This is a genomic window from uncultured Campylobacter sp. (assembly GCF_938045595.1).
Taxonomy (GTDB): domain Bacteria; phylum Campylobacterota; class Campylobacteria; order Campylobacterales; family Campylobacteraceae; genus Campylobacter_B.
In genome coordinates, this window is sequence record NZ_CALIBB010000124.1 from 1 (window position 1) to 15693 (window position 15693).

The 15693-nt window shown below is 44.9% G+C and carries 17 protein-coding genes, 1 pseudogene and 1 CRISPR repeat array; of the genes and pseudogenes, 1 reads left to right on the top strand and 17 read right to left on the bottom strand.

Annotated features, from left to right (window positions below):
• Positions 1 to 578: 578 nt before the first annotated feature.
• From Q0340_RS05260 to dsbD, 15 genes and pseudogenes are all read right to left on the bottom strand, one after another.
• Positions 579 to 1121: a hypothetical protein gene (locus Q0340_RS05260; protein ID WP_298082460.1), complete on the bottom strand. Its 543-nt coding sequence runs from the start codon at positions 1119 to 1121 to the stop codon at positions 579 to 581.
• Positions 1122 to 1320: 199 nt separating this feature from the next.
• Entirely contained in the window at positions 1321 to 1947 is a 627-nt protein-coding gene (locus Q0340_RS05265; protein WP_298082461.1) for a hypothetical protein, read from the bottom strand.
• Between the two features lie 233 nt (positions 1948 to 2180).
• On the bottom strand, positions 2181 to 4001 hold the full coding sequence (mrdA, locus tag Q0340_RS05270; protein WP_298082462.1) for a penicillin-binding protein 2: 1821 nt from the start codon (positions 3999 to 4001) through the stop codon (positions 2181 to 2183).
• A complete protein-coding gene (locus Q0340_RS05275) occupies positions 3998 to 4351 on the bottom strand; it encodes a hypothetical protein (RefSeq protein ID WP_298082463.1) in 354 nt (117 codons plus the stop codon). Before Q0340_RS05275 ends, mrdA begins: the two co-directional genes overlap by 4 nt.
• A gap of 101 nt (positions 4352 to 4452) precedes the next feature.
• The gene (locus tag Q0340_RS05280; protein WP_363317250.1) at positions 4453 to 5244 is read right to left on the bottom strand and encodes a GNAT family N-acetyltransferase; all 792 of its coding nucleotides are present in this window, start codon (positions 5242 to 5244) and stop codon (positions 4453 to 4455) included.
• 769 nt (positions 5245 to 6013) lie between these two features.
• A pseudogene (locus Q0340_RS12350) lies at positions 6014 to 6256 on the bottom strand (GTPase); the annotation flags it as partial.
• Positions 6253 to 6768 carry a lipopolysaccharide transport periplasmic protein LptA gene (lptA, locus tag Q0340_RS05295; protein WP_298082465.1) on the bottom strand — a complete coding sequence of 172 codons (516 nt, stop codon included), beginning with the start codon at positions 6766 to 6768 and terminating at the stop codon, positions 6253 to 6255. The gene lptA and the pseudogene Q0340_RS12350, both read right to left, overlap by 4 nt.
• Positions 6732 to 7265, bottom strand: a complete 534-nt coding sequence (gene lptC, locus Q0340_RS05300) for an LPS export ABC transporter periplasmic protein LptC (RefSeq protein WP_297944378.1) — start codon at positions 7263 to 7265, stop codon at positions 6732 to 6734. The genes lptA and lptC overlap by 37 nt, the downstream gene beginning before the upstream one ends.
• 67 nt (positions 7266 to 7332) lie before the next feature.
• Positions 7333 to 7821, bottom strand: a complete 489-nt coding sequence (locus Q0340_RS05305) for an HAD-IIIA family hydrolase (protein WP_177389116.1) — start codon at positions 7819 to 7821, stop codon at positions 7333 to 7335.
• A gap of 193 nt (positions 7822 to 8014) precedes the next feature.
• The gene (locus Q0340_RS05310; RefSeq protein ID WP_298082466.1) at positions 8015 to 8458 is read right to left on the bottom strand and encodes a hypothetical protein; all 444 of its coding nucleotides are present in this window, start codon (positions 8456 to 8458) and stop codon (positions 8015 to 8017) included.
• Between the two features lie 114 nt (positions 8459 to 8572).
• Complete coding sequence (locus Q0340_RS05315) at positions 8573 to 9520, bottom strand: substrate-binding domain-containing protein (RefSeq protein ID WP_298082467.1); 948 nt, start codon at positions 9518 to 9520, stop codon at positions 8573 to 8575.
• 1 nt (position 9521) lies between these two features.
• Complete coding sequence (locus Q0340_RS05320) at positions 9522 to 9659, bottom strand: hypothetical protein (protein WP_005869117.1); 138 nt, start codon at positions 9657 to 9659, stop codon at positions 9522 to 9524.
• 8 nt (positions 9660 to 9667) lie between these two features.
• Entirely contained in the window at positions 9668 to 9892 is a 225-nt protein-coding gene (locus Q0340_RS05325; protein WP_298082468.1) for a hypothetical protein, read from the bottom strand.
• A gap of 245 nt (positions 9893 to 10137) precedes the next feature.
• Positions 10138 to 10716: an imidazoleglycerol-phosphate dehydratase HisB gene (hisB, locus tag Q0340_RS05330; RefSeq protein ID WP_297896113.1), complete on the bottom strand. Its 579-nt coding sequence runs from the start codon at positions 10714 to 10716 to the stop codon at positions 10138 to 10140.
• A gap of 48 nt (positions 10717 to 10764) precedes the next feature.
• Positions 10765 to 12738, bottom strand: coding sequence for a protein-disulfide reductase DsbD (gene dsbD / locus Q0340_RS05335; protein ID WP_298082469.1), 1974 nt, complete (start codon positions 12736 to 12738; stop codon positions 10765 to 10767).
• A 108-nt stretch (positions 12739 to 12846) separates the two neighbouring features.
• Here dsbD and ppk2 point away from each other — a divergent pair, with 108 nt between their 5' ends.
• Positions 12847 to 13749, top strand: coding sequence for a polyphosphate kinase 2 (ppk2, locus tag Q0340_RS05340; protein ID WP_297879905.1), 903 nt, complete (start codon positions 12847 to 12849; stop codon positions 13747 to 13749).
• Between the two features lie 922 nt (positions 13750 to 14671).
• Here the strand turns inward: ppk2 and Q0340_RS05345 are convergent.
• Positions 14672 to 14806: a hypothetical protein gene (locus Q0340_RS05345; protein ID WP_297989991.1), complete on the bottom strand. Its 135-nt coding sequence runs from the start codon at positions 14804 to 14806 to the stop codon at positions 14672 to 14674.
• A 1-nt stretch (position 14807) separates the two neighbouring features.
• Positions 14808 to 15053, bottom strand: coding sequence for a helix-turn-helix transcriptional regulator (locus Q0340_RS05350; RefSeq protein WP_040303199.1), 246 nt, complete (start codon positions 15051 to 15053; stop codon positions 14808 to 14810).
• A gap of 295 nt (positions 15054 to 15348) precedes the next feature.
• Positions 15349 to 15637: direct repeats of the CRISPR family, unit length 28 nt; unit sequence TTCAATTCCCAACGGGATGGAATTCTAC.
• Positions 15638 to 15693 lie beyond the last annotated feature (56 nt).

Sequence of the window (15693 nt, forward strand, 5' to 3'; positions counted from 1 at the left end):
ACAATAAATGTATAAAAGACATAAAAAATGTAAAATAGTAGAATTCCATCCCGTTGGGAATTGAAACAGCTCAACTATCGCGTCAAGTCTATTGAAGATCGGGTAGAATTCCATCCCATTGGGAATTGAAATACTCTATTTAAAATCTCATTTTCCCTCTCCCATAGTAGCATTCTATAAAATTTACCGAGCCGAATCCTACCCGATAAAATTTTTACCGAATAAAATTCTGGACTTGAAATTTTAAAATTTTATCGAGCAAGGCTCCGCATCTCAGAGCTTAGAATTTTAAATTTAAGAAGCAGCGACTTTGAGCTGCAGGATTCAAAAGCGCAAGGATTTTAGATTATAAAATTTAAAAAGGCGGGTAGGATTAGAATTTTAAAAATCGAAGTCGATGATTGGAATTTCAAGCTTCAAAACTTAAAATTTTAAATCTAAAGTGGAGGCAAAATTCTAAGATCGTTTCAAATTTAACACTTTTAAATTTACATATCTCAAGCTCTATTCATAAAATTTTACGTATTAATTTACGTAAAATTTAGCCGAAAAAAGATGATCTCATAAACTTATCCGCATTAAATTTTATCTCTTCTTTTTAGAATAAAAACCATCGCGGACGCAATTATTAGCGATGATAAAGCGCTTATAATCATTATGCTAAAATTAAAATTTGAGCGATCAAACAGATGACCCAACAAGGTCAAATCGGCTCTTGTTAGGACTATCACAGCTAGCAAATAAGTATAAAATAGACTTATAAAAAATGCAGATGCGCCGGATATTTTATCCAGCAGAATAAAAGCCTTTATTTTAGAAAATACGAAGCAGCAGATGATTAGAGGCAAAATTACCGTCGCGCAAAATAGATACAATACCATAGCGCCGAAAATATCGCTTTCGCTATCGCTCGCTTCTTCATGCCACGTTAGTTCAAAAGCTTTCATAACGATAGAAAGCGGATTCGCGATATCGTAACCGCTATACTCCGCCAAAAAAACCGCGTCTATGCTGGCAAATATAACGCCCAAGCAGTCTACAGTAAAAAAGAGTAAGGCGATCCAGAATAAAATCCTTACCCCTTTTAGCTCAAAACATTTTTTAATGAACTCTTTTATCACCCTAGCCCCTAATTTATAGCCTTTAAGATCAATTCGGCTTTTATATCGCGTTTCATTTCGGTACTTTTAAAAACACTTTGTCGTAATTTATCATCAAAATTTAAGCCCTTCGCTGCCATCGTCTATATTGCCCGTTGCGATCGTAAGCTAAAATTTTCATTCTACTTATTCACCTAATTTGATACCGTTAAAATTAGAATTATTTTTTATCCTTATCAAAAAATTTTGAATTGTAGTTAGTTAAAGATATCATCAAGGTTCGCTTATTGAAAGGAACTTTACCGAATCTATCAACAAGTAATTTATTCTGTTTTACTGATATCATAGTACCGTTATCATCAAAAATATAGTATTTTTTTATTCCTAAGAAATTTAAGCATTGAAAGATAATTATAAATATAAAGTTTATGATGATAGCCATTGCAAGATTTGTTATATACGTAAATTTATCCATCAAAGTTTTACTATCAAGTTTTGCAGTTTCTCCAAAACATGGAAAGTATGAATACGTTATCTTTGTATGCTCCGTAAGCTGGATTTTTAGAACCTTTAAATTCCCCGCGAAATCCACATAGTCGCATTCTATTATTTTCTCAAAAATTCTAATTTGTAAGTCATTTACCAGCATACCTTTCAGCATTGCAAAATCTCCAAAAATCGTTTTGAAAAATATAAATATGCAAAGAGCTAGCTCGCCTTTTCTAAAACTACTACTAAAGAAACTTTCAATAGGAAAAATAGATCTAATGGCGAATACTAATGCGAATATCAGGAAAAAAATTCCTACTGTTAATTTACTTTTTAACAAATAGTCATTTTTTATCACTATCGGCTCTTTGTCGTAATCTCGCATAGAATTTCCCCATTTTTATAAAAAGATATTTTGGCGTATTCTACCGCCTTATTCTTATGGTGCATTTAAAATTTAAATCTGCGAAGGATGGGTAAAATTCTAAATTTCAAAGTCTCCGCACCGCGCTAAATTTTAAAATTTCAAACCCGTAATAGTGAAATAAAATTCTATCCCCTCCAAGTTTCATAAAATTTTAAAATTCCGCTCTACTTCGTTTTCTTTGCGCTGTCTTTGCTAGTAGTTGCGTTAGCGTCGATGTAGCCCATCTGAGCGAGTTTCTCGTAGATTTGCATTATCACGGGACCTGCCGCGCTTCCGCCGCCGCCGCCGTGTTCTACGAGCACGGTTACGGCATATTGCGGCTTGTCGTACGGTCCAAAGCTCGTCATCCAAGCGTGCGAGCGGTGGAAGTAGTCCATATCAGCCTCTTTCATTCGCTTCTTGGTGGTCTGCGAGATGCCCACGACCTGTGCGGTGCCGGTCTTGACCGCTAGAGGCACGACCGCGGTATGGATGAGCTTGTAGGCAGTGCCTCCGTCGGGGTTGTTACCGACCTCATACATCCCGCGTCGCACGAGGGGCAACTGCGCCTTTTCTTTCGGAGTGAAAAGCTCGGTAGGGGTAAATTCCACCGGCTTGCCGTCGATGCTTTTTAAAAAATGCGGCGTGATAGCCTTGCCCGAGGCGATCTGCGCGGTGTTTTTCGCCACCTGCATAGGGGTGACGAGCACGTCGCCCTGGCCGATCGAGGCATTGACCGTCTCGCCCTGATACCACGCGCGCTTAAATTTCTGCATTTTCCAGGCCTTATTAGGCATCGTGCCTACAAACTCATTGGGCAGATCGACGCCCGTTTTGCTACCGAAACCCAGACGCTGCAGATACGCGGACATATAGTCGATCCCCACTAGCAGCGAGCCTTCGTAAAAATACACGTCGCAGCTACCCTTAATCGCTTCTACTAGGCTCACGCGGCCGTGACCCCAGCTCTTCCAGCAGCGAAATTTACGCCCTCCAAGCTCTATCGCGCCACTGCAAAATACGCTCCAGTTCTCGTTGATCTTGCCGCTGTTTAAAAAGCTCATCCCCACAGCCATCTTGATTACAGAGCCCGGCGGATAGAGGCCATTTACGAGCTTATTCGTAAACGGATGGCGCGGGTCTTTTATCAGCTCGTCCCACTGCGTCTGCGAAATTCCGCCTACGAAGGTGTTTAGATCGTACTCGGGGAAGCTGCCCGCCGCGATGATGGCGCCGTCGCGCAGATCCATCACGATCGCTACGCCGTCTTTATCTTTAAAAATTTCCTCGAGGTATTTTTGCAGCTCAAGATCGATGGTAAGCGAAATTTCGCTACTGCTGGGCTCTTGCATCGAGATCTCCTCTACGACCTGATTTAGCGCCGTAACCTTCGTCTTGCGCTCGCCCTTGCTGCCCTGCAAAAGCTCGTTATAATACCCCTCGACGCCGCTTCTGCCGTTGTATCCGGTAAGCGCGCTTAGGGGGTTGCTTTGGATATCTTTTTTATTGGCGCGGCCTACGTAGCCGATGATGTGCGAAGCAAGCGCGCCGTAAGGGTAGAAGCGCTGCGAAGCGGGCGAAATTTTAATATTTTCGTGCAGGCTCAAGCTCGCGAAATGCTGTATCGTGGCGTTGTAGTCCAAAAACGGCACGACTTCGATAAAGTCTTGATTATAAGCGGAATTCGCGTCCTTGTAGCTCTTACTCATCGCGGTGACATTGAGATCTTTGAAGTAGTGCGAGATATTATTTAGCTCGCTTTGCAGCGCGGCGTCTTTTAGATGCGGCGCGATCGATAGAGAAAAGCCGAGATTGTTTATCGCGAGCGGGCGGCCTTTGGCATCTAAAATTTGACCGCGCACCGGCGGGATGTATTCGGTGGAGATGACGTTATTTTTAGCGACCTGCTCGTAGAATTCGTTTGATTTGATCGAAAGATAATAAATTCTAACCAAAAGCATGCTAAAAAATAGTATCACGAATACGAATACAAACTTTAGCCTCATACCAGCCGCCCCTTAAAAAAGAGCAGAGCAAGCAAAATTTCAATCACGATATAATTTAAATACTCGCCGCTTAGAGGCAGATACTCGCTCTTTTTAATCGCCGAGATCGCGTTGCTCACCACAAAGACCAAAACATAGCTAATCATCACGTAAAAGCAGATCAAAAAATTTCTAAATTTAATATATTTAAATGAGTTTTCATAGACCACGAAATAAAATATACAATACGCGATAGCCACGCTAAATAGGTTAAATCCGTGGATCTGCTCGGCGCAAAACAGATAAAAAATAGAGAAAAACCAGGTAAAGCCGAACTTTTTAAATTTCACGTCGTTTTCATATTTTTGCACCACCATCGCCGTGAAAAAAAATCCAATTAGTGGCGGCAGCCCCCTATACACCGCACTTAGAAGCAGGTAAAAAAGAACTCCCGCGCTAAAAAGCGTGTCCGCTATAAGGTATAGATAAGTGCGATTTCGTTGCATACCGGAAACTTTTTGCATTTAATACAATCGGCCCAAATTTTTTGCGCGGGCAGCTCATCCTTTGGGATTTCGGTAAAACCGAGGCGCCCAAAAAATTCCTTTTGATAGGTGAGCGTAAATACGCTTTTTAGCCCGTAAAATCTCGCCTCGTCTAGCAGCTCATTTACGATAGCTCTGGCAATGCCCCGCCTGCGAAACTGCGGAGCGACGATGAGCGAGCGCACCTCGGCAAGATCTGCGTTAAAAATTTTAAGCGAAGCAAAGCCCGCTAAAATTTCGGCATTTTTTGCGGACTGCGATTCGCAAAGCCGCGAAAGATCATTTTGAAAAACGCCCGCGCTTTGCGAATATTCGCTCCGCAAAATTTGCTCTTTGCCGGCTTGCGCGCAGCCTGCTCCGGATACGACTTGCGCTGCGCTATTTCGTGGCGCGCTATTTTGAGACGTAGCTAGTTGCGGCACAAAATTACCCGCGGCATCTTCGACGGAATTTTCAGAAGTAATTTCGGCAAAATTTTCGGCGGAGCTTTGGATTAAATTTAAATCCGAGCCGTGCGCTAAATTTAAATCAGAATTCTCTTTGGAATAAAAGCTCGTATCCGCCTTAGAATCGCAGCCGAACGCCAGCACGTATGAGCGGATATTTGATGCGATCTCATCGCTTTCAAGCGGCAAGATTACGCCGTTTTGAACCTCCTCTTTTACGAGCTCCTGCATACGCGAAATGTCGCAAAGGCGCGCCTTTTTTAGCCATATCATCTAAAATTTTCCCTAATCTTTGCGCGATCTTGGCGGCGCATTTTATATCCGCTGAATTTAATTATTTTGAAATTCTGTGCCGCAAAATTTAACGTATTTAAATTTAGAAATTTCATAATCCAAACGCCCCTCGCACGATAATTTCGCGCGCTTTTTGTAGCCCGCCGCCCTTTAGCGTAGAGACCAAAACCGCCTGCGGATCGTGCCTCAAAAGCTTTGCACGCTCGCTTTGGTTGAGCTTGTCGGCTTTGGTATAGAGCCTCACGACCTTTTGATCGCCGCGCAGAAAACTAGCGAGATAGTTTTGCAAATTTTTATCTATCGCAAGATCAAACTGCCTCGCGTCGATGAGATGGACGAAAAGCTTGATATTTAGGCGCTCTTTGATAAATTCGTCGAGATTTTTCTGCCAGATATAATGCAGTTTTTTGCAAACCTTAGCGTACCCGAACCCGGGCAGATCCACGAAGATCAAAGAGATATTTTCACCCAAGCTCGCAAGATCCGAAAAAGCGGGGTTGCCCGCTAAGCTTAGCGCTGATCTACCTGTAAAATTTAATTCGGAGTTTTGCGCGGAATTCGGCGCAAAACCTGCCGCAAGATCTGTCTCGCGATCCGATCTAAAATCCGCCGAGGCGCTTTTTAAATTTAAAACGCAATCTTGCTTTAAATTTCGCTCAGACGCCGCAGCCTCCGCGTGATCTTGCGCACAATTTGCAGCCGAGCTTAAAGCCTCTTTGCTTGCTAAATCTAGCGATGTTTCATTTTGCGAGCCGTCCGAGTCTGCGGCAAGCTTTTGTTTAAATTTAACCTCGAAGAAATTTATCAGCTGCGTTTTGCCCGGCGTCGAGCTTGATTTGGCTAGATTTTTGCGCCCAGTAAGCGCGTTTATCAGGCTACTTTTGCCGACGTTGGAACGCCCCAAAAACGCCACTTCGCTCATCGCAAACTCGGGCGCACCCGCGATATTTGCGGCGGAGGTGATAAACTGCGCGCTGCTAGGATAGATCATTTGTTTTGATCTTCGACCTGAAAGATCAGACGCACGGGCTTTTTCTCGCCGCCGCCGCTTTTTACTTCGTAGGTGCCCTTTTGGCGATTTACGATGATCTTATCGCCGTAAACCTCCTTTTTGGTCTCGGCTTCGTGCAGATAGGCGTTGTTTTCGAGCGTGTAAGCCTCGATAGTCGGATCGTAGGTCAGCACGCCGCCCTTGCCGTCGTAATGCTTTTGATTGAGTAAAATTTTAAAATTTGCATTTCCCGTCGCGACGTATTTGGTAGGCTGGCGCTTGGCGTCGAAGTAGATCGTCACTTTATCGGAATTTAGCGTATCGTAAGCGCCCTTTTTGATGCGGACGTTGCCTGTTAGGACGCTGATCTGCTTGATCTCGTCGGCGAAAAAATTATCCGCCGTGACCTCGACCTGCTCCTGCGCGGCGTTAAGAGTAGTCGCGCAGGAGCCCGCAATTAGCGCGGCTGCGAGTATTAGTTTGTGGAGTTTTGATCTTTTATTAAATACCATGCGTGGATTCCTTTTGAGTTTGTTTGTTTGGTTTTAGTATCGTAGCTGATGCTTGCGCCCGTGATGCGGTCGCCGCCTTGGCGTAGCACGTACGGCACGTCGGAGCGGACGATCTTGCTACTCGTATCGTAGATGATCTCCTGCGCCGTGTAATCAAAGCCTCTGCTATTTACGTAGTGCGCATCGCCGTTAAATTTTATCAGCTCGCCTGCGCGCGTCGCGGTCTTTGAAACCAAAGTGTGATTTAGATCTGCGCTAATCTCCTCGGCTTTAAAATTTACAAACTCGTCGCGATCCTTATAGCGAGTGCCGCCGTCCGCGGTAAATTTAGCATCCACGCGCTCGCCGATCTGATAATCGACGATCTTTTTCATCTCCATATTCGCAATGCTTAGATCCTGTCTAAACATATCGCTAAAATACGGCGTCTGCACGCTTAAAAACACCATCGCGACGCAAAAGATCGCAATCGCGACGTAGAAAATTTTTATCACCATCGCTCGGTCCTCTTTGATCTGCGCGGAATTTTGCCTCTCGCAGGCTCTCTCACGCTCACTTGCAAAACTACAGCCACTTGCTATTCCACTCTTCGCGCATGCCGTTTTTATCGACGAGTATTTCGATCATCTCGCGCACCGCGCCGCAGCCGCCGTTTTTGCTTAGCGCGACGTCCGCTTTTAGCGAGCTTAGCGCATCGGCGGGCTTGAAGCTGATCGCGACTGCATTTAAAAGCTTCGCGTCGTTTATATCATCGCCGATCGCGGCGGCCTCATCGAAGCTTAGGTTAAAATTTTTTAAAATTTGCTCCGCCCTTGAGAGCTTGTCTTTTTCGCCTTGAAAGAGCGTATCGATCTTTAGCTCGCGCGCGCGGTTTGCGACGATTTGCGAGCTTTTGCCGGTGATGATCGCGACCTTTAGCCCCAGCCGCTGCCACTCCTGGATGCCGAACCCGTCTTTTACGTTAAATTTCTTCATCTCTTCGCCGCCGTTTGAATGGTACAGCCCGCCGTCGCTAAGGCAGCCGTCTACGTCTAAAAATATGATCTTTATCACTTCGTTTTCCGTTTTTTGAAATTTTGTGATTTTAACGAAATTTGGCTGAATTTTTGGCAAACGCCGTATAAATTTAAGCTGCGATCTTAGCCCTTAATCGGCACGTAGCCGCTATTTTGAAATCTTTGCATAGTGCAGACATGTCAAAGTGTATCGTCGAATCTCAAACACTCGACTCGGTTAAATTTGCGTTTTATTCGGCCGTAAGACTGTGTAATGAAAGCCAATATAACACGACCGCAACGACGATCGCTACGACTGCAGTAATGGCGAGATTTCTTGCCCTACACCTCGTTCTGTCTTTAATAAATTGAATCAAATTTGAGATAAAAACTATAATCGGGGTCATAAATATAACCGCCCTCACGACTTTAAGAATGATTTGTTCGTAATCTATAGAAGCAGGACTAAATATAAGCATAAATAAAGCTCCAGTGGGCGATAGAAGTGCACACAACGTCGCACCGTATATAATTAAAGATAGGATCCCAGCGATAGTTAAATCCATTTCCAGCCTCTGCCGATCTGCACCGCTATAGCTAGAGCGAAGCCCAAATATACAAACGATAACGCAAAGAAGTGGCGCTACATAGATAAATATACAAAAATTATCAAAGCAAAACGATAAAAAATCCATACATTTCCTTTCTTGCTACGCCAATGCGATTTGGTGTACAAATTTTATTTTACAAGCGGTAATTTTAAAAGCTGCAAACTAACTAAAATCACAACTGCCGCGATCAGTACCAATTTAACCTCTAATCGGCACGTAGCCGCTATTTTCGATGATGCTTTGCCCCTGCGGCGAAAGGATCCAATCTATCAGCGTGCGGATATTTTCGTTTTTGTTGTTTTCATCGTAAACCGCGTAAATTTCGGCTACGAGCGGGTATTTGCGGCTAGCGATATTTTCTTTATTCGGATACGCGCCGTTTAGGCTAAGCATCTTCACGCCGCCGTTTCGCACGATCCCCTCGACGTAGTATCGAAACGAAAAGCCGATAGCGCTGCCGAAAAAGCCCGTGATCTTACGCTTGGGCTGCGTCTTACTCATAAATTTCAAAAACGCGCTCTGGCTGCCGCTGCCCGCATTTCGCTGCACGGCATCTATTCGCATGCGCTCGCCGCCTAGCTGCGACCAATCGTCAAACTCCCCAGAATAGATCCCTCGCACCTGATCCACGGTTAAATTTGAAATTTTATTATTCGCATTTATGATAAAGACGAACGCCTCCAGCCCGATCGGCACAAAGCGCAAGTTCGCTCCTTTTTCGCGCGCATAATCAAGCTGCTGCTTCGAAGGGGCGGCGACGAAAATGAGATCCGCCTCGCCGTCGCTTATGGCCTTGTATGCGCCGCGGGTATTGCTAAATTTAAGCCTGCTAACATTTGTGAAATTTTGCCCGTCAAATTCCACGCTTTCCTTCGGATAGTTCGCCGCGACGAACGCCGAAAAGATGGGATACAAAGCCGCTGCGCCGTCGATTATAGGCAGATCGCCGCTAAGTTTTAAGCTAGAGTTAACCCGCACGATCTGCGAGTCCTGCTCAAACGGCAGAAATTTATGCAGCTCGATCGATTTGGCCTGCATCTCGGCGCTGCTTTGATTTACGTATCGCTTCACGACGAGGCGGTAAAACGCAAAATCGAAAGCCGCCAAGATAAACACCAGAAAAATGGCGATAATTGCACGCTTCATCTTAGTTTCCGTTTGCGATATAGGAGATGATCGAGCATTTACTCTGAAGATATAGCGCCGCTGCGACTAGCGCGCAAACGCTAATCGCCCAAGCCGTAAATATTACGGCGATCGTTTTTTGAAAAATTTCATCGCTCATTTTGTGTCTCACATATGCGCAAGCGCGCTGTTAAGCAGCCATAAAAAGCCGACCACCGCGCCCGTGGAACACGCAAGCGCAAGCGCAGAGAGGATCAGAAAAATTTTATCCTTTCTGCGGCGCGCGGGTTCGTTTTTTGATCTGATAAATTTTACTAAACGCACGACAAACCAAATAAACGAAACGATCGGCAGCGCGAACAAAAGGAAAATAAAAACCGAGAAAGAATCCATATCTCACCTTCAAAATTTAATACGCAAAGCGATATTTCAACGCAATGCGAGCGCAAAATTTTAGACAGCCTATACGCACGCCGCTGGTTTAAAATTTCAGCCAAGCGGCGCGTCTTTGCAAATTCATTCTAGCAAAGACGGAATTTCGCGGATTTTAAGCGAGCGGCGAGAGTAAAATTTCAAGCGCCGATAAAATTTCAAAACCGCGAATTGCTAATTTTGTTAAATTTAGCGCGCATTTACCGCTATAAAACGCCCTTAGTGCTAGGCACGCCGGCGCGCTCGTTGATACTTATCGCGCGACGAAATGCGACGGCAAACGCCTTAAACGCGGCTTCTGCTACGTGATGCAGATTTTCGCCGCGGATCTGGCTTAGATGCAGCGTTAAATTTGCGTTGAAAGCCAGAGCGCGGAAAAATTCCTCCACGAGCTCGGCGTCGAATTCGCCGATCTTACCGCGCTTTAGGCTCGGGCAATCAAATACCAAAAACGCGCGGTTGGAAAAATCAAGCGCGGCGCTTACGGCGGCTTCGTCCATCACGACGACGCTATCGCCGAAGCGTTCGATGTTTTGCGCGGGATAGATCGCCTCTTTGATCGCGCTTCCGAGCACGATGCCGCAGTCCTCGACGCTGTGGTGAAAATCAACCTGTAAATCGCCCTCGCAGCGCAGATTCAGATCGATCCACGCGTGCTTGGCAAACGCGCTAAGCATATGATCGAAAAAACCGATGCCCGTTTGTATCTGCGCCGCGCCGCGCCCGTAAAGCTCCAGCTCAAGCTCGATTTTGGTCTCTTTCGTAGCCCTATTTTTGCTTATCATCGCGCAATCCTTAAAACTAAATTTTGTTTGAAATCTATCTAAATTTCACTAAATTTCGGTTAAAATTTCGGCTAGCTTTTCGGAATTTACGCTACCGATCTGGCGCAGATTCGCAATCTCGGCGCCCTCTTTAAAAAACAGAATCGTAGGCGGGCCGAATACGTTAAAATGCGCTTTTATCGCTCTATTTTGCTCGCTATCTTCGCTAAGATCGATCTTTAAAAGGCTAAATTTATCAAGAGCGCCCGCAAGAGCGGGATCTGCGAACGCTCGCTCGCTCTGCTCGCAATTTTTACACCAGCTAGCCCAAAAATCGACTATCACGGGCTTTTTGGAATTTTCTATTTCGCCCTGCAGCTGCGCCAGATCGCGCACAAACGAAAAATGCGCGCCGCTTAAATTTCTAGCGCGAGAAATTTCGCCTGCTTGCAAGCTCTCGCCGCCGGGGCCGCCGCTGGAATATCTCGTGCTTTGCGGGATTAGATTACCAAGCGGCCTGGAAAAATCTTTCGCACCGCTGGCAAAGCCCGCGAGCAGCAGCGCCGAATACAGCGCGATTACGAGGGCTAAAGCGCGCTTGATACCGCCCGCGCCGCCGTCAAACAGCCCCAAAAATCCTGCGAAGATCGCGCCTAAAACCGCGTAAATCAGCAGGCTTAAATTTTCGCCGATGAGCGTGCGCGAAATCCACACCGCCGTAAAAAGCAGCAAAAAGCCGAAAATTTTAGGTACCGCCTCCATCCAAGCTCCGGGTCTAGGCAGTGCGCCGCCGAGCCCCACCACAAGCAGTAGCGCGCCGCTTCCGAGCCCCAGCGCAAAAAGAGCCGCCGCGCCCAGCAGAACGTCGCCACTGCCCGCGATGTAAACGAGCGCGCCTGCAAGCGGAGCGGAGATGCACGGCGATACGACGAGCGCCGAGATAAGCCCCATCGAAAAAACTCCGATCAGACCGCCAGCATTTTCGCTTTTGCTATTTAAGAAGCTTTGAAAGCGCGCAGGCAAGCGGATCTCATAAAATCCGAACATCGAAAACGCGAGCGCGGCGAATATGAGCGAGGTTAGGATCAGCGCGGGCGGAGTTTGCAGCAGGCCCTGTAAATTTTGCCCGAAAACAGCTACGAAAGCCCCTAAAATCGCATATGAGCTCGCCATCCCAAAAATATACGCGAGGCTTACGGCGAGGCTCGTTTTCGCGCTCGGCTTCGAGGAGGTTTTTGCCACGATGATCGACGAGAGGATCGGGATGAGCGGATAGACGCAAGGGCTTAGCGAGAGCAGCACGCCGTAGCCGAAAAACAGCGCGATCGCCGCGATGAAGCTCTTGCCGCTAAGAACGTTTAAAATTTTATCCTGTTCGGAGATGGAATTTGCGCCGCGAGAAGTTTTTTGCGCGGAGGTTTCGTCGGAATTTACCGCAGCGCTTTCCGCCGAGCTCGCCGCGGAATTTGCCGCTGCCTGCGAGTTTGCCTCAGAATTTGCCGCGGCGCCCGAAGCTGCGGTATTGCTTTCAAAATTTAAATTCCCGCTCTGTGCGCTGTACGTGTCAGAAATATGCGCGGAATTTGCGCCGCTTCGGTATCTTTTCAGCTCGGAGTTTGAAATTTTGCTGATCTTATAACCCTCCACCACGCGCTTGAAGCTAAAGCCGAACTGCTGCGGCTGATAGCAAAAGCCCGACTTCGTGCAGCCCAAAAAATCGCCGTTAAGTACGAAATCATCGCTGTCTGCGGCATTTGCAAGTACGAGGCCTAAAGGCACGGCGATGCTAAATTTGCCCTCGTAAATTTTATAATCCTTGTATTCGGTCGCGGCGGGCAGATTTATTAAATTCGTCACCTCCGCACTGCCGATGAAAATTTTTATCTCGTTTTGATAGAGATAGACCCCGTCCGCGATATCAAAGCTTAACGTTACGCCATCGCTTTGCGCCGCCACGTTAAGCTTGAACGCATCGGAGGGCTTTAGGGGCTCGGCGCCCAAGCCTAAAAGAAAAAACGCTGCCAAAATCAGTGATCTGATCAAATTTTATCCTTTGAAATTTTTTCCTACATTCTAACGTAATAAGTATGAATTTATAGTGTAATCTAAAGAACTTTTTTGTAAAATTCCTTAAAATTTTTAGGAGGCGATATGAGCAAAGAGATCAAAACCGAAACAGGCGAAATAGCACTGAAAGAGATAGAATTTAAAAGCTCAAAGTACGAAAAAATCTCGTTCAAAGACTACGAAACGCTGCTTGAGAGATACCAGATCGAGCTTTTGAAGCTACAAAAATTCGTAAAAGAAAAAGGTTTAAAAATTTTAATTTTGATGGAAGGGCGCGACGCGGCGGGCAAAGGCGGCACGATCAAGCGTTTAACCGAGCATCTAAATCCGCGCGGATGCCGTATCGTAGCGCTCGAAAAACCGAGCAATGTCGAAAAGACGCAGTGGTATTTCCAGCGCTATGTCGCGCACCTACCCAGCGGCGGCGAGATCACGATCTTTGACCGCAGCTGGTACAACCGCGCGATGGTCGAGCCGGTGATGGGCTTTTGCACCCACGCCGAACACAAAGATTTCCTGCGTCAAGTGCCTAAATTTGAGGAGCTTTTGGTAAGTGCAGGGATAATTTTGTTTAAATTTTACTTTTCGGTCTCCAAAGAGGAGCAAAAAAGGCGCTTTGAATCGCGCCGTACCGATCCGCTGAAGCAATACAAGCTTTCGCCGGTGGATGCGAGATCGCAGGAGCTGTGGAATCAATACACGCTCGCAAAATACTCGATGCTGCTCGCTTCAAATACCGAGTTTGCGCCGTGGACGATCCTAGATAGCAACGACAAAAAGATCGCGCGGCTAAACGCCTTTCGCTGCATACTCTCGCGCATAGACTATCCCGAAAAGATCGATGCAAAGGAGCTTGCGGTGGATCCAAACCTCGTGCGAAACGGCGCCAGGGAGATAGTGCTAATGGAGGATAGCCAAAAAAGCGAGGCTTGGCGCAAGCTGGAAAGCCCCTCTCGCAAGAACAAGAAGGATAAGAAAAAAGGCTAAATCTTGCCAATGAAGATTACTTGCTAGGGAGGCTTGCTGGGAATTGCTCATTAGGAATTTATGTCCTAATATATAGAAACGCATTGGATTTTACAGCTTTTCATTTAAAATCTTTAGCAAGATTCCATCCTGTTGGGAATTGAAACAATTTCATTGTGCAAATGCTAGACCCATATTTGACAAGTAGAATTCCATCCCGTTGGGAATTGAAACTTCTGCCACTGCATTTTATAGCGTCCCGCAGGAATGTGGAATAATTCTATCCTTTGGGAATTGAAACGTATAAATGGGCTTATTGCACGATTTGCGTAGGCGGTAGAATTCATCTTGTTGAAATCAAAACGGATTTACGCGATACACCTTTTGCGGCAGGAATGGGTAGAATTCTCATCTCGCTAGAAAATTTAAAAGATTAGTTGCGGCTGGGATAAGATACAGAATGGGGCACTTATGTGAAATTTCATTCGGTTTCAATTTGCCCACCAAATATATTAAATTTATAGGTTACGAATAAAATTTTGAAGTTACTTATAGATTAAAATTTTAACGAACTGTATATTTGCCACAATATAAATAGATTTAAATGCAACTCATTTAGTAGCAAATTCCAAAATATTTGTAAAAATGCACGCTAGGGATCTTAAAAGCTAGGTTAAAGAAGGAATTCTGCATTAATTTCAATTAAATTTACGCCATAAATTTAAGATCATGAGCCAAAGTATAGAATTTAAAATTAAATTAGATGATGCCAAAGAGGCAGAAAGATGGAAAAAATTTTATAAAGCAGAATTCGGCAGTAACCTTTGAAACTACAAAACAAAGAATATCGGCGCGGTCGTCAATAAAAAGGAAAAATCATCTAAATTTAATAGATACTACTGCCTTTGTTACATAAAGTATAATAATTAAATGCCTCCGCCAATTATTTTTTAAAATTTCTAAAAAATTTCTTCAAAAGTGCCTTATAAAAAATCGCGAATTTCGATTCTTTTTTCTCATAAATCACGCGAAAGACGCCCTGTAGATCCAGCTTTTCTTGCAAAGTAATGTTTTGCACTCTACTCTCCTATAAGTTTTTTTATCTTATGCAGCACAAACGCAGCGTCGTCGCTATCGAGCTCGCACAACATCTGGCATATCGCGGTCGCGGCCTGCGGCTTGGTCGTGCCCAAGCGCCAGTCCTGATACGTCCGCATCGACACGCCTAACCTCTGCGCCATCGCGGCGTGCGAGATCTTTTTGCCGTTGTTTTTGGCTTCGACGGCATTGTGCAAAATGTTGAATATATCGCTCGTTTCTAACATATGAAAATTATACAAATTTATTCGTTAATTATACATAAAATCGTATAAAATGAATAAAAATAGTGTTATTCATAAGTAAAAATAGCAAAATACTTCGTTTATCCGTGTGAATTATACAGAATACTGCATAAAATAAACATAAAATTTTATAAAATTTTGCATATTATGCCGTAAAGATGAACCGGCTTGCACAAACAGGCATCTTATAGAACGGCACATTAAATTTTAAAACGGGGATAGAATGAAATTTTATAATCGAAGCTTTTGGGATTTGATTTTTTTGATCGGTTCTGGCAGCTATTACAAACAAGATGGAATTTTACCCTTTACCCAGCTATACTTGCCGACGCAAAGAGTGCTTCAATTCCCAACGGGATGGAATTCTACAAAGTAGGTTGCGAGAAGTGGCACAAGCGTCAGATGAGTTTCAATTCCCAACGGGATGGAATTCTACAAGACGAACAAGATAAAGACGTAGCCCAAATAGAGCGTTTCAATTCCCAACGGGATGGAATTCTACCCCTGGATAAAAGTATGTCAAATCCTGATAGTGCGTTTCAATTCCCAACGGGATGGAATTCTACGGTATGAAGCTACTTGAAAAGCTTAGGAAAACTAGTTTCAATTCCCAACGGGATGG